Raw genomic sequence first — 17,749 nt, forward strand, 5'->3', positions numbered from 1 at the left:
CGCGGAAAGTATAAAGTCGCGTCCCAATGCGCCTCGACGTCAAAACCACCCGGGCAGATCCGGGACGCCTGCTCGCTCTTCTGTTCCTGCTGCTGTGGTGCTTTGCGATGCCCGCCAGGGCGCTGGTCCTGTCGGCTTCCGACGGCCTCGGCCGCGGCGTTCAACTCTCCGGGGACCTTGAGATCCAGCGCGACCCCTCGGGCGGGTGGCGTATCGCCGACGTCGCGCGCGGCGCGCAGCAGAGCGGCTTCGAGTCGCTCGAAGGGCCGGTGCAGGAAGGCTTCAGCCGCGACGCCGTGTGGCTGCGATTTTCGCTCGCGCGCACGGTCGACGCGCCCGCACGATGGCTGCTGCGCGTGCGACCGCCGCGCATCCATGAAGCCACCTTGTATGCGCCGGACGGGCGCGGCGGATTCGTCGAGACGCCGCTCGGCGACGCCCGCCCGTTCGCGACGCGCGAGATCCACGACCACAACTTCGTGTTCCCGCTCAACATCTCGACCGAGCCAGCTGTCTATTTCCTAAGGGTGCGCAACGATGGGCCGTCGCTGCGGGCCGAACTGGACCTGTGGCAGCCTGTCGGCTTCGAGCACGACCGCACGGCCGACTACACCATCATGGGCATGCTGCTAGGCGCCGTCCTGCTCGCCATCTGCATGAATCTGATCTTCGGGGCTTGGCTGCGGGACGGGCTGTACGCCCATTACGCGCTGTACGTGCTCTGCATCGCGGCTCTGTCGATCAACCGCCAAGGGTTCGCTGCGCAGTGGTTCCTCGACGCTCGACCCGAACGCGTCGCTCAAACGCTGCTTGCCGTCAATTGCTTCTTCAACATGGTGGGTACCGCGTTCATGTCGCGCATCTTCCAGTTCCGGCGCCATTGGCCGCCTGCGGCATATTTCTTCAATGCGGTGGTGGTGTTCAATTTCGCTGCGCTCGTGCTAACCCTGGTAGGCCATCAAGCGGCCATGGCGACCTGGGCGAGCGCGGGCAGCACCGCGTCGACGCTGTTCGGCACGGTCTTCGTCTGCTACCTGCTCTTCGTGCGGCGCCAGTTCCAGTACCTGCTTCCGGCCTCGGCCTTCGCGGTGGGAACGGTGCTCGGGCTCTACGGCCTGTTGAAGCTCTGGCTCGGTGATGGGATGCCCGGCGTGCCGCCTGACCGCATCTATTGGCTCGGCACCATGTGCCACCTTGTCCTGCTGAATGTGGCCGTGGCCGACCGGACGCGGCGCGCCGAGCGCGATTACCGCGCCGAGCGCGAGCGTGTGCGCGCAGTGCGGCTGGAAGCCGAACAGGCTCTCGAAGGTACGGTCGTGCGGCGCACCGCCGAACTGCAACAGACCAATGCCGCGCTGCATGAGGAGATCGCGGCCCGCGCCCGTCTGGAGGCCTGGCTGCGTGAGTCGCTCGAGGTCGAGCGCCAGGCGATCGTGCAGCAGCGCGAGTTCGTCTCCATGGTGTCGCACGAGTTCCGCACGCCCTTGTCAGTGATTGACGGCGCGGCGCAATCGCTCGACATCTCGAAGCTCGGCGGGGAGCCCGTGGTGAAGCAGCGCACCGAGCGAATCCGGCGCGCCGTGCAGCGCCTGACCATGCTGATCGAGAACATCCTGCTGGCCGACCGCCTCCAGCCCGAGAACCGGGTGCTTCGCCTCGAAACCTTCGAAATGGCGGCGCTCGCGCGCGGCCTGTGCGAGAGCTTCCACTTTCCCGGCGCTACGCGCCTGTTCGTCGACGTGCGTGAACCCCTGTCCAAGGTGCGCGGCGATCGAGCGCTGCTCGAGATCGCACTGCAGAACCTGATGCAGAACGCGTTGAAATACTCGCCGCCGGAGCAACCGGTACATGTCGTGCTGCGGCAGACTGGCGACATCGTGCAGGTCGACATGATCGACCGCGGACCTGGAGTCGCAATGGCCGACAAAGCCCGTATCTTCGAGAAATATTTCCGGGCGAAAACCGCGAGCGCAGTGGCCGGCACCGGACTGGGGCTTCACCTGGCGAGAGAGATCGCGATGCGCCACGGCGGCGACGTGATCCTGCACGAAACAGGCACCAGCGGGTCGACATTCCGCCTTACGCTCCCGGCTGCGCCGCTCGAGCCAGGCATATGACCGTCGCACTGCATGCGGGAACACGGCCCATGGCCTTCGCACCGACTGCGGCCTCGGGAAGGGGAAAGCGCCTCACGCAGGCCCACTCAGGTCCATGCCCTCTGGCTGTCCGTGCAGTAAGTTCGTGTCAGGTGCTTCATTAGTAACACTCCGTCCACCTACGCAGTTCTTGGCGTGTTGCATCGACCCGGGATGCGGACAAAAACTTGGACTACCAGGAGATGTAATGGATGCCTCCCTGCCTACCGGCAGCTCAAACGCCGCCACGAGTACCGAGATGAACAGCGCGACCGTTGTGGGCGTGTGGCTTGCCCGCTAGACAAGCTGGCCCTCGACTGGATACGGCATCAAAGTGCCCATGGGGTCGCGATAGATCAATGTCTTCACAATCACCAGCGAGGTTCCGTCATGCATCGTCGTACTGCACAAAGCGCGGGCAAATCATCGGCCAGATGAGCGACCTGCAGGTCATTGGGCTGGACATCGCCAAGAATGCGTTCCAGCTTCGCACCGTGGACATGAGCACAGGTGAGATCGTCAATGTGCAGCTCAAGCGGGGCCAAGGTTTTAGGGCACTTCGCCAATCGTGCGCCTTGCCTGATCGGTATCGAAGCCTGCGGCGGAGCACACCACTGGGCCCGTGTGTTGACGGCGCAGGGCCATGCCGTGCGGCTGATTCATGCCAAGGCCGTGCGCCCGTTCGTGAACGGCAACAAGACCGACGCCACGGACGCACGCGCCATCTGGCTGGCGATGCAACAGCCGGGCACCAAATTTGTGGGCGCGAAGACGCTCGCGCAACAAGCCACGCTCACCTTGCAACGTCAGCGGGAGATGTTGATGCGGATGAAGATCACGCAGATCAGTGCGTTGCGGGGGCCGCTCTATGAGTCTGGGGCCACCTTCAGGCGAGGCAAGAAGGCGCTGTTGGGCGAGTTGGAGCTCGCGCTGGAGGCGCTTGCCAACAGCGTTCCACAGTATGTCGCCGACAGCCTGCGCGAGCGGGCCCAGCGCATCACGCAATTGGCGATAGACATTAAGGCCATCGAGGTGAGGCTTGCTGAGGTTCTGCGCATTGACGTGGACATGAAGCGTGTGGCGGCGATGCCCGGAGTCGGCATGCTCTTGGCTACAGCGGCTGTCGCCACGATGGGAGAACCCAAGGCATTCAAGTCAAGGCGCGAATTCTGTGCCTGGCTGGGTCTGGTGCCCAAGCAACCGGGCACAGGTGGCCGGGTGACTCTGCTGGGGATCTCCAAGCGGGGCGACACCTACCTGCGCACCTTGATTGTTCACGGCGCTCGTGTGGTACTGAGACATGCGAAAGACCCCGGCCCATGGCTGGAGCAACTTTGCACAGCAGGGCTGGTGGCCCGATCCGTCGAACAACGCAAGAACTTGCTTGAACGCCGTCCGTCGCCGACGGGGTTACCGGGGCTGTCGGTCACCGCACCGTGAACGTCCAGTCCAACCATCTCGAAAGCTGTATGAACGTTGGCTGTCCATTGCCACCAGAAATTGCCCCTCTAACCCCCCTGATTTCGGTCAGACTGACCCACGTAAAACCCTCGCGTCGCGCCACGACCATTAGAAGCGCTCAGGAGGTGTCCATCCCATTGCTTACTGTGCATCGCCGGCGCTTTGAGGGAACGCACGGGAACGGTCAGTAGTCCAACCGCACCGTCAGTCCAAGGGTGCGCGGCGTGCCGACCGAGGCCACGTAGGCACCGTTCGCGGTGGCAGCCACGGTTGGAAAATACTTCTTGTCGAGCGCGTCGCGCAACCAGAGCGAAATGCTCCAGATTTCATTGCCCCGTGCGACCTTCCAACCGGCGGCGAGGTTCAGCAGGCCGTAGGCTGGGATGCGCGAGTGGACCGACCCGTCGAGCGTGCCATCCTGTGTGGACCGCCACGCGTATGCCGCTGAAACGAAGTGCTGGGTGGTGGGGCTCACGGACCTGCGGTATTCGGCGCCCACGTTGAATGTCCAGCGCGGCGCCCCGGCAACCTGCCGTCCGGTCAGGCTGCAGCGCCCCTGCGGCATGAACGCGCGTTCTGACGGACAAGGCGCGTCCTCGTAGCGTCGATAGCGTGCATCGTTGAAGGCGGCGTTCGCCCACACGGTCAGCCCGCGCGCCAGTCGCGCAGTAGCATCCAGCTCCAGTCCCCGGCTACCGAGATCGCCCGCGTTCGTGAGGATCTCGACGTAGTTGCCCGCGCCTGCGCCGGCGGGCACGAACATCGACGTCTGGTAGCCGCGTACGCCTGCCAGGAAGACGTTCAGGTTAAGTGTCAGGCGATCATTCCACAAGCTGCTCTTGACGCCGACGTCCAGGCTGTCGACACGTTCAGGCCCGATGATCAGCGACGAGGCGCCGAGCGGGCCGGGAGCGGCACCCGGCCCCGCCAGATTGATCCCGCCCGACCGCTCGCCGTGCGAAAAGCTCACGTAGCCGATCGCGTCGTCGTCCAGCCGGTAGCTCGCACTCAGGAGCGCCGATGGGCTGGTCTTTCGGATCGCCAGCGAGCCGGTATCGTAGGCACCGAGCACGATCGGACGATTGCGCAGGAACGCGGTGGCAGCGGCACCACCGGTCGAGTCGCCGCGATGGGTGCGCCCGTCCTTGCGCTCCTGCGTGATGCGCAGGCCGGCCGTGAGGTCGAGCCTGGACGTGGCGTGCCACGTGGCCTGGGAGAAAAGCGCGAAGCTCTCCGTGTCGAGCGCGCCGAAGCTCACAGTGCTCGCGTTGGCGAGCACCGGCAAGGACGTTCCCTGCAGAACGATGTCTGCCCGCGGACCGAACACGGTGAATATCTCGTTGCGCATGCGCTGGCGCATGTAGAACGCGCCCATCACATAGTCGACCACGCCGCCGCTGGGCCCCGCGTAGCGCAACTCCTGCGAGAACTGCTGCTGGCGCACGCGGGAACCCCCGTCGATCAGCACGGGGATATTGAGGTTGTCGTTGGTCGTCGGCACGAACCTCCATGAGCGGCCGGCAGTGATGGACGTGACGGTGGCGCCGCTCCCGAGCTTCCAGCTCGCTTCGGCCGACACGCCACCCTGCTCAAGATCGACGCGCTCCACGCCGTCGGTATTGACCGCATAGCGCCTAGGGTCGGTGACGATGCCGGTGGCGCCGCCGGCCAGTGCGCGGGCCAGCGCCGATCCGCTTCCCAGCGAGTAGATGACGCGTGTGCCGTAGGTGGAGCGTTCGCGGTGCGCATCGGCGATCAGGCGCAGACTGAAGGCGTCGCCACGACGCAGCAGCCATTGGCCGCGAATGCCGAATCGATTGCCTCCGTTGACGCGGCCGCCGTCGTAGATGTTCTCGATGGTGCCGCCTTCATGGGTGCCGTACATCAGCAGTCGGCCCGCCGTCTCTTCCGACAAGGCGCCCGAGAAGATGACTTGCCCCTGCGCAAGGCCGCGCTGCCCGATCGAGAGTTGCAGGCTGCGCTCGGTCTCGCGGCTTGGTGGACGCGTGTGCAACGCCAGCACGCCGGCGGTCGTGTTCTTGCCGAAAAGCGTGCCTTGCGGCCCGCGCAGCAGATCCACGCGCTCGATGTCGAGCAGATCGAACGTCGCCATGCCCGCGCGGCCCAGGTAGACGTTGTCGAGGTAGATGCCCGTGCTGCCCTCGAGGCCATCGTTCGATGGATTCCTGCCGATGCCGCGCACCGCGATGGCCGATTGCCGCGGATCGCCGAAGGTGATGCTGGTACTCGGCAACCATTGCTGCAGCTCTTCGAGCCGCCAGCTTCGCTGAGTCTCGAGGGCCTCGCCATTGATCGAGGTCAGCGGGACCGGTACTTGCTGGGTGGATTCCGAACGGCCCCTGGCATTCACGGTGATGGCGGGGAGCGTTTCGCCATCGTCCAAAGGCGTCGACTGTGCAGGGGCCGCCGCGGCGAGCCCGAAGGCAAGAGCGCTGACGGCCAAGGAACGGGCGAGGCGATCACATGGGCAGAAGGACATGCCCGTACTCTAGTAGACGCTCGCGGACGCGAAGTCTTGCCGGGCCAGCCCCCGTTTGCCGCCGGGCTCGCCAGCTGGCCGATCTCGACATTGACGACCGCATCCTTGAACAGCGGCAAGTTCGCTTGGCCCAAGAACATCGATGGAACGCTGACGATGAGCCGGCCGCAGTTCAATGCGCTGATACCGGGACTGCCTTGGCAGCTCGTCGGTGAGGCCGGCGCGATCACCACGATGTAGTGCGTCCGTTGCGGAATCTGCGGATGGTGCGTGGACATTGTTGCCGGTATCACTGTCCGTGATCGCCGACGACATCGACACACTGCATCCCGCCCGCAGAAGGTGAGGCAAACGACTGCAGGCGACCGCCGACAAGGCTGCCACGATGGCGGCATGACTCAAGCCAACCGGCCTCGATGACAGCCGGGGGCGATTCACTTTCTCATGTCCGTCATTCTCCAAGTTGACGGCCCTCACTGCCATTACTCTGGTACGGCCGGGAGCGGCAGGTCAGATCGCGCTCGCTCCCTACTGATCGATGCAGGTCAGCTACATTTCGAAATCAGTTGGCCCCGAAAGCGCTTTGTTTCGACCAGCCCGACGGTTCAAAGCCCATGCCATATGTGCGGCTCAGTTGGAGGCCGGTTCTCGACTCGACACGGAATTGATCGAGTTTTCCTGCGCCTGGGTGGAATCGAGCCAGGAGGCTCGCAGTTGGGTCGCGAACCGTGCGCCATCAGAGGCTCGTGCAGCGCATCTTCAGCTTGAGTGGGCTCGCCCTCGTAGCCGACAGGGACAGGACCGAGAAGCTCTCGTGTGCCTAGCCAACTGCACGCAACCCGGCAGCGATGAGTCACGTGCGAAGCAGACCGGCTTGTGCAGCGAGCGGCCTTGCGCCTCGCAGAGCACCTCCGCATCGGCGCCGAGAAACGGCCGCAGCGCCTCAAGCACGCTGCGCTCGCGCGCGCTCAAGGTGGCAATCGCCGGTGCGCCGTCAGGGATGTCTCTGAAGAAACAGCAACAGCGACAACGGAGGAAATGGAAACGTTCATGGTGACGAACTCCTGTGGTTGAGACAGGCGGGATCGCCTGCGAGACCCCGCCACCCCGTCGCAGCGCAGCGCTCCAGGCCGCCGCAGGCGCGGCACGCGCCGAGCACGCGCAGCGCGCAGGGCCTTGAACGCGAGAACGAGGGGTTGCCTCAGGGCTCACAGGCAAGCCCACCCGCCCTTCGCAAAGCGCCATGAGCGTGCCTGCATCCGATCCGTCCGACGTCAGCGCACCAGCCCCGCCGCCGAACACGCCACCTCGGCATGGTCAGCACGAGAGAGTTCGCGGCTGCTCTGCCGGCCGTTTGGCGTCCCCATACTTTGGGCGACGGACAGCCAGCGCTGGGCGCGGCAATCGTCCCATCGTGCACTTCGGTCCGGGCTGTGCCCCTGCGGCCGTCTCCACGCTTCGTCAAATGGGAGATGCGGTCAGGGCGAGACGCAACGAGTCAGGGCTGACGCAGGAAGCTTTGGTCCGAGGCGGCGCGCCGTCGAGCGCCATCGACCCTTCATCTGCGCATCGCCAAGGTCAGGTCTTGCTTTCAGGCCGAGAGATCGGCAATGACGGTCCCACACCCGTCACCGCGCGTCCCAAGAAAGACGCTGCCCCGCGCACGCTCTGTGCTGTCGCGTGCCTCGGTGACCGCGAACGCGAACGCGAGCGACAGGCTCCAGGGGACGGTTTTCCGACCGGGCGCAGCGCTGACGCGGCATGGTGCTGGCAGTGCACAGTCCCCATGCTCCCTTGTGCGGGCGCGACGGGACGAGGTGCCTACGTCGTTGCTGGCCGCGGCAGTTCACGAACGATCCGATCGGCACGGCCCCCGAAAAAGCTAAGCCAACGCGGCGGCCATGATCGGCTTGGCCCATTGCGGCACCTGGTCCAGCGGAATGTGAAACGCGATGCGGCCGCCTTCCATGTGCAGCAGCAGCCGAGGTTGGGGTTTGCATCCGGCCTTGGGATCGCCCTCGGCGCTGTTGTCGTAAAGGCGCAGACTCGCCAGCCACGGCAGCAGCCGGATCAGGTTGGCGCGACTGGTCTCATAACGCTCGCGAATCTTCGCCTCGGGAATGTCATGGCCTCCGGCGACCACGCGGGAGCGCACGCGTTGCAGATGGAGTTCGGGCGAGGACAGCCCGGCGTACCAGAGATGTACCTGCGCCCCCAGACGTGCGCCGTCGACCAGCATTTGGGAGATCGTGCGGGCACCCAAAGTCGTCTCGAAGGCGAAGTTTTGGCCCTCGGCCAGAGCCCGCGCAAGACCCTTGCGCCCGATTTCCCAGGCCTGGGCATTGGCAGCCTCGGGCGCCAACCGCGGGTTGGCATCGAGCAGCACGCGCGCGGCCAGATCAGGGTTGAAATAGTCGACCTTCTTGTGCAGCAGGGCCGCGCCGCCCACGCTGCTCTTGCCGGCCCCGTTGACGCCGGCAAGCACAAAAATGCGCGCTGGCATCAGCGATCAACGACTCGTCGCATCGCGGGGCTAGGCGGTGGCCGCCGCCATCGCCGCCTCGCCGAGTTCCGAAGGATCCATGGCGAAGGCATCCGCCATCGCCTGAGCGGCTGCCTCGCCTTGCATGTGCGCAAACATGTCGTCGAAGCGGTGCGTGAGCGCATCAAGGTCTGGCTCGGACGCCTGCTCCATCTGCAGATAGCGCTCCACCGACATCAGCACCATGGCGGGCCGCTCGTGGCGCGTGATCACCACCGCGCCGCGTGCCATCACAGTGGTGGTCACCGCCTGCATGCCCGAGGCAAGCTTGGTTGCGGAGAACGAAGGAAGGTTGCGCGACAGACGCGCGATCCGTGCGGGATGAATGGACGCGGTAGGGGTAGACATGAAAATCCTCGAATTCCAGATTTTCCCTATTTTACCCGTTTTCCGTAATTCTCTGGACCTTTCCCTGTCGGAGGCCGGCCGGGAACCGAAGAACTCCAGCGACACGGGCCTTGTCGCCGGGGCATCGGGCCTCTCAGCACGCCAGCCGCGATCCGCCTCGTCAACCCGAGACATGTGCTGTCGCTGCAGCGGCTCCAGCGCAGGGCGCCGGCGGTCTTTGCCGAGCATGCGGCCGGGATCACCGGTCCGCGGCGGAAGGGTACGAAGAGTAGGAAGAAAAGGAGGAAGAAGAAGTTGTGATCGCCCGGAACGACTCGCGTGCTGCGTGACGTGGGCGAGGAGTCTTCGGGAGCGCGGTCCGCGTTAGAGGCGCACATCGCGAGCGTGCACCGAGCGGATAAAATGCTGGCCGCCATCCTGCATGCGCCGGCTGGCGGCCACGCCAGCGCAGCGGAATGCCGCTCGGCGAGACGTTGCGTACAGCGCCAGGCCCATCGCGCCCCGCCCACGAAAGAACGAAATTGAACACCACCGCAGACCTAGACATGTTCCAGCGGGGATACCGCGCGGGCGACAAGGCGACGGTGGATCTGTCGGACGAAGAAAACGAGACCCTGCTCAGGGCCTTCAAGGCAGGCTTTGTGCATCGCCGCGCGGAGCGCGCGGCGCTCGCTACGGGAAGCTTGAGTCCGGCCTACATGGGTCAGGAAGCCGCACACCGCGCGGGACTGAACGCCGACGACTTCACACCCTACGTCAGCATCGCGGCCATGCGGGACTGGGCGGAGGTACTCGGTGGACGCCCTGTCACCACCTCACACGCGCACCGCAGCGGCCAGGCGCCGCGGGACATCTGGAACACTGGCAAGTGAGGAGCGCGGACCGCGCCTAGATCAGCGCCCCTGTCGGCGTGGGCTACCGCTTCACCTCATTCGGCCAAGAATAGGCCGGCGCGGGATGCGAAAGTTGGCGATTCTGGGTCAAAGGATGAGAACTGTGCGTCTCTCGAACTTGCGCTGAGATGCGCCCAAGTCGCGAAAGGCCCGACGCAACCGCACGTCCGCCGCCAGTGCCAGCCCGAAACCCTCTGAGCCAAGGCCGGAGCGCCATCACTCCCGTAGCGTGGAGACCACCGACAGGTAGGAGACCTGGGCCGCTGCCGGTCTCATGGACACCAACCTAAGCTTTTTGAGCTTTCTCGAACTCTATCGGACCGACGTAGCCGAGCGTCGAATGACGACGCGTCGGGTTGTACAACCGCTCGATGTAGTCGAACACATCGGCGCGGGCCCGTTCCCTGAACCGGTACACCTTTCTGGCCGTGCGCCCAGCCTTCAGTGAACTGAAGACGCTCTCCATGGCCGAGTTGCCCGAGACCTCGCCCGCGGGGCTCATGCTGCACGTGATGCTTTGCTCCTTGAGCAGCTCCTGGAAGTGCTCGCTGGTGTATTGGTCGCTATGGTTCAGTTCGGCTGAACTTGTAGACTCCCCGCGCCTGCATGGAATCACATTGGCGAATGCGGCGCTGTGCTACCCGGCTGCGGCCGATGGATTGGGGGTTGCCTCGCCCAGCGAGCCTACGTTGACATCGACCTCCGCAGCGGGCGGCTCGTGATTGCCGTGGATCACGTCGCCAGAACGCAGTCTGGTTACTACTTGTTCTGCGGTCCACTGAAAGCCGCAGAGGCTCCCGTGAAGCTTTTTAGAGATTGGATCCGTTCTGTCCGGTAGCAGCGATGCGAGGCGGCGCGCCGGATTCCCCCCTTGCGCGTCGGCAACACTTCTCCGCAGGCTGCCGTCCCAAGCCGCCGGGAGCCGATCAAGAAGGCATGTACCGCTGATCCACGGGGTCCATCGTACTCAGGCTGAAACTCGTTAGGGGCAACCAGTCATTACCTGTGAACCCTTGCTACCGCGCGCGGCGCCGGCTCGAAGACAGCCTCAAAGACTGATCGCCGCGATTCCAGCCAGCACGACGGCTGCGCCGGAGAGGCGGCGCGCAAGATGCCCTTCGCGGAACCATAGGCACGCGACGAGCGAGCCGATGACGATCGACGATTCGCGCAGCGGCGCGACGAGCGCCACCGGCGCCTTCAGCATGGCGGTGAGAACCAGGATGTACGCAAGCGGGGAGAACACCGCCACGATGAGGATCGGAACGGCGTCGGCACGAAGGGCCGCGCGAACATGACGGCGTCGGCGCAACAGGCTGGGCGTCAGGATCAGGCTCTGCAGCAGCAGCGTAGAGGCGTAGTAGCTCAGAGGCACCAGGTGCAGCCCGATGACCGAATAGCCGTCCCAAAGCGTGTACGCGGCGATGGTCGCCCCCGTCGCAGCGCCCCAGAGCAAGCCCTGCAGCGGGCGGCCGCCCCCGCGGCCGAACGGGTTGCCGGTGACCACGAGAATGCCGGCCACGACAAGCGACGCACCGAACATCGCGCCTGTGCTGAGCCGTTCACCCAGGAGCAGGATGGCGAAAAGCATCGTCAGCACCGGTCCGGTACCACGCGCGACCGGATAGACCACGCCCAGTTCGGCACGGTCGTACCCGGCTTGCAAGATGAGCGAGTAGGCAGCGTGCCGCACGGCCGAGACAGCGGCACCGCCCCACAGCCGCCCGTCGAGCATCTGCTGCGCGCTTGCGCCGAAGGCAAGGCTGATCGGGAAGCACAGCAGCGCCGAAGCACAGGTGTAGGCGCCGACGAACAGCACGGCATCACCGCGCTTGAACTTCGAGGCCAGGTTCCATACCGCGTGGGCGATCGCCGCGACGAGGACGATCGCGACGGTGCCGGGCAGCATCAGCCGATGTCGGGCAGGTCGATGCCCGCCCGTTCCGCACGGCGGCTGCGCTGCGGGTCGCGCAGAGCAAGGGCCGCGACCAGAGCGTCAATCACCACGAGCTGCGCCAGCCGACTCCCGGCCGCAGCCATCTGGGCCGGCAGCGGTGCACCCCCGACAACCAAGGCGACGTCCGCGAGGGCCGCCAGGGGTGTGCCGTACTGGTTGGTGACGGCGATGAGCGAGGCACCGGCAGAAGACGCCGCATCGGCGATGGCGAGCGTCGTCGACGTGCGCCCGGTCGAACTGACGGTGATGACGGCGTCACCGGGTCCGAGGAGGCGCGTAGCAATCATCGCCGACAGGTGATCCGGGATGCCGATAGTCATCACGCCGACCGCGCGCAGACGGAACACCGCATCGGCGGCGACCGTCGCAGAGGGGCCGGCGCCGAAGGCGATCACCTGGCGCGCGCGCTGGATGGTGCTCACCGCCCGGTCGAGCGCGGCCAATTCGACGGCCCCGCCGAGCGCGGTCAGCGCGTCGGTGCCTGCGCGGATCGAGGCCTCGAGCACCGCGGCCGTCGTCGCGCCCGCGGCGAGTGCGTCAGGGGGCGCGAAGAACCGGGTAGTTCCGCGTGCACGAGCGATTTCGATCTTCAGTTCGGCGAACCCGTTGAACCCGATTGCACGTGCGGCACGGACCACGCTCGGCGGCGAGACCCCGGCACGGGCAGCCACCTGCGCGGTCGTGCTCGCCCCGACGAACAAGGGATCGGCAAGCAGGAGCTCGACGACCTTTGCTTCGCTTGCCGCGAGGTCGCCACTGCGGGCCTGGATGCTTCCGATCCACTGCATCAGTCGCGCGTCACCCGAAACTGAATTACCATTTTCATTCATATTTCGTAATGTATTACATTGTCCACCGGTCGTTGCAAGCACGATCGAAACGACACCAAAACACGCCAGTCGAAGGAGCCTGTCTTCATGAATGCACTCAACGATTCATCCATCGCCGTTGTGGGCCCGGGGGCCATTGGCACCGCGGTCGCGGTGGCCCTGCACGAAGTCGGTCGCACGCCGTTGCTGTGCGGCCGAACACATCGCGACCGCCTAACGCTGGAGGATGGCGACCGCCTCGTCACCGTTTCCGTCCCGGTCTGGGTAAATCCCGCACAGGTCGGGCGCACCGTCGACCTCGTGTTTCTCGCGGTCAAGGCGACACAGCTCGAGGCGTCCGCCGCATGGCTCGCCGCGTTGTGCGGCCCGGATACGGTGGTATGCGTGCTGCAGAACGGCGTCGAGCAGTTGGAGCGAGTCGCCCTCCATGCCCCACGCGCGCGGGTCGTTCCCACGGTCGTGTGGTTTCCTGCACAAGCGCGACCCAATGGCTCGGTGCGCCTGCGCGGGGACATGCGCCTCAGCCTGCCAAACACGCCGGAGGCAGGCGTAGTGGCAGAGGCGCTGCAAGGCAGCCGGTGTCGCGTCGAGCTGTCGGCGAGCTTCACCGCGCTAGCATGGCGCAAGCTGCTGCAGAACGCGGCGGCCGGACTCATGGCGCTCACGCACCGGCGCTCCGGCATGTTTAGCCGGTCCGATATCGCCGAGCTGGCCCTCGCCTATCTCGGGGAATGCCTCGCTGTAGCCCGCGCCGAGGGTGCGGAACTCGGCGACGAGGTGCTGCGGGAAATTCTCGACAAGTTCCAGGCATCTCCCGCGGACATGGGCACCTCCATCCTCACGGATCGCGAGGCCGGCCGGCCGCTGGAATGGGATGTCCGCAACGGGATCATTGCCCGTCGCGGCCGCGCTCGTGGCATCCCGACGCCAATCAGCGATATCCTGGTGCCGCTGCTTGCGGCCGCGAGCGACGGCCCTGGCTAACCCTGCGGCCGACGAGCGCACTGTCGCGCCTCTTTTTCTTCGAAGCCGCAATCCTTGGTCGAGCTGCTCTCTGGAAGCGTGCGATCACCGGCCCCCCCACGGCCCACGGTCCTAGTCCGCTTTGAATCCCGAAGCTTTGACGACAGGCTCCCAGAAGGCACGCATCTCGCCGAACCTGGCTCGGGCCTCAGCCGGCGAGCTTCCCGTCTTCACAAAGCCGAGCGTGCGGACCTTGCGCGCAGATTGCTCGGTTGCAACGGCTTCTCGGATCGCAGTGCTCCATTCGGAGACGATAACGGCAGGCGGTCCAGGAGGCAGACATATGGCCAGTACGCCCACCGCGGTGAGCTCTTTCGGCCGAGTTCGCCGAACGTCGGAACGTCAGGCAGAAGCGGTGAGCGCTGCGCAGAGGTGACGCCAGCACGCGAAGCTTGCCGGCCTTGTGGTGCTGCGCGAAGTCTCCAACCGTCGAACTTCCCGCGGCGACATTGCCGCCGATTAGCTTCACGAATCATCGGGGCTGCACCCTGAAACGGCACGTCCTGCAGCGGTGTTCCGATGAGCTTGGCGATCTGCAATCCCAAGCAATGGGCTGACCTTCCGATGCTGCGTGGCCGAAGTTGGCATGCTCGGAATGGGCGCGCACCCATTGGGCATATTCGGCAGAGGTCTTGACGGGCGAGGACGCGGGGACAGCCAGCGCCATCGGAAACTCGACGACCGTCGACGCCGGCAGGATATCCCGCTGCGCAGCGTAGTTGAGCTTGTTGAAGACAAACGGATAGGTCGACTGCAGGGAGTCAGGGCACAGCATGGCACGCTGCCGTCGCCCGGGGGCGGCATGCAGCGCATCAACCGCGATCTTTCCGCCGGCGCCGGGTTTGTTCTCCACCACGAGCGTGTGTTAGCGCCGGTGCAAGCGGAGCTGGAGCAGATCATCGATGTGCGCCTGCAGGGCATCGTAGACCTCGAATTTGCCGGACTCGCTCTACATCCCCGCGCAATTTTGATGTTCCCGAAGTAGTCCACCAGCTCCGCAAATGCCTGCTCCGCCTCCCGCTCCCATCTCGACCGCCGGCTCCAAGAGTCCATGGTGCTCGTCTCCGCCAGTTTGGCCGGCGTTTCGGGCGGCGTATTGTTCCGTTATATCGAAACAATCCGGCATTCTGATCGCATTCCGTATTGTTCCGAAATAGCGAAACTAATTGGTGACTTTAGCTAGTGAGCGTATAGTTTCGTTAAACCCGAAACAATAATGGCCCGTACCCTTCCCACATTCCAGCAAAATTTAAGTCCAGCAGCTGCGACGCTAGAGCAACTGGGAAAGATCGTTCGAAATCGACGCGCGCACTCTCACTTGCGTATCGATGACGCGGCATCGCTCAGTGGCGTCTCCAGTGACGTGCTGTCACGGCTGGAAAACGGGAAGCCGGTGACGGTGGACAAGCTGATGCGGGTGCTGGAGAGCATGGGTTTGCACATGTTGATCGTGCCCAAAACTCTCGTAACTGACCTCGAGGACGTGATACAGCATAAACACAGGGGTGGGGCTCCGTAATGGAAGGGTACCTCCTCGATGTGTGCGCTGGAGCCGCACGGGTCGGCACGCTGGGCTATGACCAAGCGCAAGATGCCTTCCATTTCGAATACGAAGCTGCATGGCTCGAGCTTCCGGGCCGGTACCCGCTCTCGCCACATCTGCCCCTGGAGGGTGAAGCGGCGTCCCAGGCAATCCGCCGCTTTCTGGAGAACCTGCTTCCTGAAGGCGAAGCCCTGGTTGTGGCTGCCAGCGATGCCCGGGTGGCGCGCAACAACGTCTTCGGGCTGCTTCGCCATCTTGGTCACGAGACCGCCGGCGCGCTGAGCTTCATTCCCGCCGGCCAGGTTCACGCAAAGCAAGAACCGCTGCGCCGGCACTTGACGTTCGAGGAACTGCAGGCTCGCATCGACAACCGCGCGAACGAACCATTCAACCGGTGGGACGGGAAGGTTCGAATGTCGATCGCGGGGCATCAGGACAAGCTGCTGGTGGCCATCGAAGACGGAGAACTGTTCCTGGTCGACGGGACGCTGTCGTCGACGCACATCCTTAAGCCAGAACCGACGGGCGACGCGGCACGGTTCATGGTGGCCAACGAGCATTTCTGCATGCAGCTGGCCAATCGTATCAGCCAGCGGCGCTGGCATGCGTCATTTGCCGCGGAGGTGAGCATTCTGCGCGTGCCGTCGCCTGTGTTGAGCATCGTGCGATTCGACCGTCGTAGAACGCCAGCCGGCGTCGAGCGGGTGCACATCATCGATGGCTGCCAGGCGTTGGATTTGCCTGTGAGCGCGAAGTACGAGCGAAACGTGGGGGATGCGCCGGACGTACGGCACATTCGCGATGGCGCCAGCTTCGAAAAGCTCGGCAGGCTCAAGCCAAGCTTTCTCGAGCCTGCTCTGGCCACCCAGCGGCTGGTCCTGTGGGCAGTGACGACGCTGCTCCTCGGCAACCGCGATTCACACGGCAAGAACATCTCGTTTTTCGTTGACCGCACAGGCCTCACGCCGACACCCCTGTATGACCTGGTGAGCGTGGTGCAGTACGAGAAATTCGATCACGACCTTGCAATGGCATTCGGCGACGAGTTTGAGCTGGAGGCCGTGCTCTCGTTCGCACTTGCGGACTACTGCATGCGCGCGGGCGTTGACCGCAAGTACTTCGCACGAGAGCTGAAGCGACTATGCGAGCTCGCGCTAAAAGAGGCTCCCGTGCAGGCGGCTGACACCGCATACACGGGGGAGGAGGTCGCATTCGTTCAGACCCTTGCTGCGTTCGTGACTGCTCGAGCGAAGGCCTTGCTGGACATGGCGCACGACATACCGAAGTTCGACGCAGCCAACTTCTAGCCGTCGGCTCCGCTGAACGAGGTCGGCGGGCGCGCCCATATGGCTGTTGAAGCGCCCCGGATCTGTGGAGGCTCAACACTTTGAGAGGATTGAGCCATGAAGAAGGCAAACAAGTTCTCACCCGAGTTGCGTGAGCGCGCGGTGAGGATGGTGCAGGAGCACGGTGGGGAATACCCATCGCTGTGGGCGGCAATCGAATCGATTGGGCCGAAGATCGGCTGTGTGCAGCAGACGCTGAACGAATGGATCAAGCGCGACGAGGTCGACAACGGCGTTCGAGAAGGCGTGACGACCAGCGAGGCCCAGCGGATGAAGGAACTCGAACGCGAGGTCAAGGAGCTGCGCCGAGCCAACGAGACGGCTCGACCCCGAAGGTGTCACGATGCCTGTCTTGTCGGCCCCATAGACCTGCATGTTGGCCTGCCAGACGCGCTGTATCGCCGACATGAGGGCATCGTCGCGTTGCGCCCTGGCGCAGCGCCTGTGCGGCTCGCGCAGCAGTGCCGCGTGCCGCCGATAGCCCGACGGGGCGACCTGCAAGACCTTGCAGATTTCTGGAGGCAGCTGGCACGCGGGGGCACTACGGTGGCGCGCTGCACAGTCGAGCGGCTGATGCGGCGCCTGGGACTGCGGGGCGTGATGCGCGGCAAGGTGGTGAAGACCACGATCAGCGATTCCAGAACACCGTGCCCGCTGGATCGGGTCAACCGGCAGTTCTGCGCGCAGCGACCGAACCAACTGTGGGTCTCGGACTTCACTTACGTGTCGACATGGCAGGGCTGGCTGTACGTCGCCTTCGTGATCGATGTGTTCGCCCGGCGCATCGTGGGCTGGCGGGTCAGCAGTTCGATGCTTTGGAGCAAGCGCTGTACGACTGTCAACCTGAACGCGACGGCAGTTTGATTTTTCACTCTGATCGCGGCTCGTACGCGAAGGTGCCAGTGCTGATCGGCGCCAACACCCCGCGCTGTTTCCGCTTGCCGGCGGCACGGGCAGCGCGCGGCTTCTGGGCGATCCGCAGGTGTTCTCCGCCGCATACAACTACCAGCCCGACGCCGCGCCACAGAGCACGCTGGCAGACGTGCAAGCGGCGCGATGAAGCGACTCGCGTTTTCCGCGCGCCGTGGCGGCCAACAACTGCCGTCGGTTTCACGCGTTTGACTCATGGCCGTCGGCCTGATCGTGTCTCTCCAAGGAGAAATAGGACTCA

12 protein-coding genes and 3 pseudogenes are annotated in these 17,749 nt (G+C 64.7%); 8 read left to right on the forward strand and 7 right to left on the reverse strand.

The annotated features are described in order from the left end of the window. Positions 1–26 precede the first annotated feature (26 nt). Positions 27–2,117 carry a sensor histidine kinase gene (locus BM013_RS29000; RefSeq protein WP_093131549.1) on the forward strand — a complete coding sequence of 697 codons (2,091 nt, stop codon included), beginning with the start codon at positions 27–29 and terminating at the stop codon, positions 2,115–2,117. 408 nt (positions 2,118–2,525) lie between these two features. Further along, a pseudogene (locus BM013_RS29005) lies at positions 2,526–3,470 on the forward strand (IS110 family transposase); the annotation flags it as partial. A 310-nt stretch (positions 3,471–3,780) separates the two neighbouring features. Here BM013_RS29005 and BM013_RS29010 read toward each other — a convergent pair. Continuing rightward, positions 3,781–6,060, reverse strand: coding sequence for a TonB-dependent receptor (locus tag BM013_RS29010; protein ID WP_256221743.1), 2,280 nt, complete (start codon positions 6,058–6,060; stop codon positions 3,781–3,783). A 141-nt stretch (positions 6,061–6,201) separates the two neighbouring features. Here BM013_RS29010 and BM013_RS41655 point away from each other — a divergent pair, with 141 nt between their 5' ends. Then, complete coding sequence (locus tag BM013_RS41655) at positions 6,202–6,336, forward strand: transposase (protein ID WP_143098388.1); 135 nt, start codon at positions 6,202–6,204, stop codon at positions 6,334–6,336. Positions 6,337–7,978: 1,642 nt separating this feature from the next. Here the strand turns inward: BM013_RS41655 and BM013_RS29015 are convergent. Next, positions 7,979–8,599 carry an ATPase gene (locus tag BM013_RS29015; protein WP_093131553.1) on the reverse strand — a complete coding sequence of 207 codons (621 nt, stop codon included), beginning with the start codon at positions 8,597–8,599 and terminating at the stop codon, positions 7,979–7,981. 30 nt (positions 8,600–8,629) lie between these two features. After that, a complete protein-coding gene (locus BM013_RS40800) occupies positions 8,630–9,214 on the reverse strand; it encodes a hypothetical protein (RefSeq protein ID WP_143098389.1) in 585 nt (194 codons plus the stop codon). Positions 9,215–9,507: 293 nt separating this feature from the next. Here BM013_RS40800 and BM013_RS29025 point away from each other — a divergent pair, with 293 nt between their 5' ends. Further along, complete coding sequence (locus BM013_RS29025; protein WP_143098390.1) at positions 9,508–9,858, forward strand: hypothetical protein; 351 nt, start codon at positions 9,508–9,510, stop codon at positions 9,856–9,858. A gap of 307 nt (positions 9,859–10,165) precedes the next feature. Here BM013_RS29025 and BM013_RS29030 read toward each other — a convergent pair. The 3 genes and pseudogenes from BM013_RS29030 to BM013_RS29045 all read right to left on the reverse strand — a co-directional run. After that, positions 10,166–10,483 (reverse strand): annotated as a pseudogene (locus tag BM013_RS29030) (IS3 family transposase); the annotation flags it as partial. Positions 10,484–10,927: 444 nt separating this feature from the next. Next, entirely contained in the window at positions 10,928–11,788 is an 861-nt protein-coding gene (locus BM013_RS29040; RefSeq protein ID WP_093131561.1) for a DMT family transporter, read from the reverse strand. Further along, the gene (locus BM013_RS29045) at positions 11,788–12,624 is read right to left on the reverse strand and encodes a MurR/RpiR family transcriptional regulator (RefSeq protein WP_256221744.1); all 837 of its coding nucleotides are present in this window, start codon (positions 12,622–12,624) and stop codon (positions 11,788–11,790) included. Before BM013_RS29045 ends, BM013_RS29040 begins: the two co-directional genes overlap by 1 nt. 129 nt (positions 12,625–12,753) lie before the next feature. Here BM013_RS29045 and BM013_RS29050 point away from each other — a divergent pair, with 129 nt between their 5' ends. Continuing rightward, positions 12,754–13,650 carry an oxidoreductase gene (locus BM013_RS29050; protein WP_093131565.1) on the forward strand — a complete coding sequence of 299 codons (897 nt, stop codon included), beginning with the start codon at positions 12,754–12,756 and terminating at the stop codon, positions 13,648–13,650. A gap of 511 nt (positions 13,651–14,161) precedes the next feature. Here the strand turns inward: BM013_RS29050 and BM013_RS41915 are convergent. Further along, positions 14,162–14,545: a tripartite tricarboxylate transporter substrate-binding protein gene (locus BM013_RS41915; RefSeq protein WP_371281107.1), complete on the reverse strand. Its 384-nt coding sequence runs from the start codon at positions 14,543–14,545 to the stop codon at positions 14,162–14,164. Between BM013_RS41915 and BM013_RS41365 the strand changes: the two genes are divergently transcribed. From BM013_RS41365 to BM013_RS29070, 3 genes and pseudogenes are all read left to right on the forward strand, one after another. Then, positions 14,492–14,674, forward strand: a complete 183-nt coding sequence (locus tag BM013_RS41365; RefSeq protein WP_177225594.1) for a hypothetical protein — start codon at positions 14,492–14,494, stop codon at positions 14,672–14,674. The two genes, BM013_RS41915 and BM013_RS41365, sit on opposite strands and share 54 nt — an antisense overlap. 533 nt (positions 14,675–15,207) lie before the next feature. After that, positions 15,208–16,539, forward strand: coding sequence for a HipA domain-containing protein (locus tag BM013_RS29065; RefSeq protein ID WP_093131569.1), 1,332 nt, complete (start codon positions 15,208–15,210; stop codon positions 16,537–16,539). A 96-nt stretch (positions 16,540–16,635) separates the two neighbouring features. Further along, a pseudogene (locus BM013_RS29070) lies at positions 16,636–17,465 on the forward strand (DDE-type integrase/transposase/recombinase); the annotation flags it as partial. Positions 17,466–17,749 lie beyond the last annotated feature (284 nt).

It is taken from the genome of Variovorax sp. OK605, assembly GCF_900115445.1.
GTDB lineage: Bacteria > Pseudomonadota > Gammaproteobacteria > Burkholderiales > Burkholderiaceae_C > Variovorax.

What these genes read in the sequence shown, in the direction of transcription:
- BM013_RS40800 (WP_143098389.1), bottom strand. Translation starts at nt 9,214, where the DNA reads ATGCTCGGCAAAGACCGCCGGCGCCCTGCGCTGGAGCCGCTGCAGCGA.
- BM013_RS29045 (WP_256221744.1), bottom strand. Translation starts at nt 12,624, where the DNA reads ATGCAGTGGATCGGAAGCATCCAGGCCCGCAGTGGCGACCTCGCGGCA.
- BM013_RS29040 (WP_093131561.1), bottom strand. Translation starts at nt 11,788, where the DNA reads ATGCTGCCCGGCACCGTCGCGATCGTCCTCGTCGCGGCGATCGCCCAC.
- BM013_RS29000 (WP_093131549.1), top strand. Translation starts at nt 27, where the DNA reads ATGCGCCTCGACGTCAAAACCACCCGGGCAGATCCGGGACGCCTGCTC.
- BM013_RS29065 (WP_093131569.1), top strand. Translation starts at nt 15,208, where the DNA reads ATGGAAGGGTACCTCCTCGATGTGTGCGCTGGAGCCGCACGGGTCGGC.
- BM013_RS29050 (WP_093131565.1), top strand. Translation starts at nt 12,754, where the DNA reads ATGAATGCACTCAACGATTCATCCATCGCCGTTGTGGGCCCGGGGGCC.
- BM013_RS29015 (WP_093131553.1), bottom strand. Translation starts at nt 8,599, where the DNA reads ATGCCAGCGCGCATTTTTGTGCTTGCCGGCGTCAACGGGGCCGGCAAG.
- BM013_RS41365 (WP_177225594.1), top strand. Translation starts at nt 14,492, where the DNA reads ATGCAGCGCATCAACCGCGATCTTTCCGCCGGCGCCGGGTTTGTTCTC.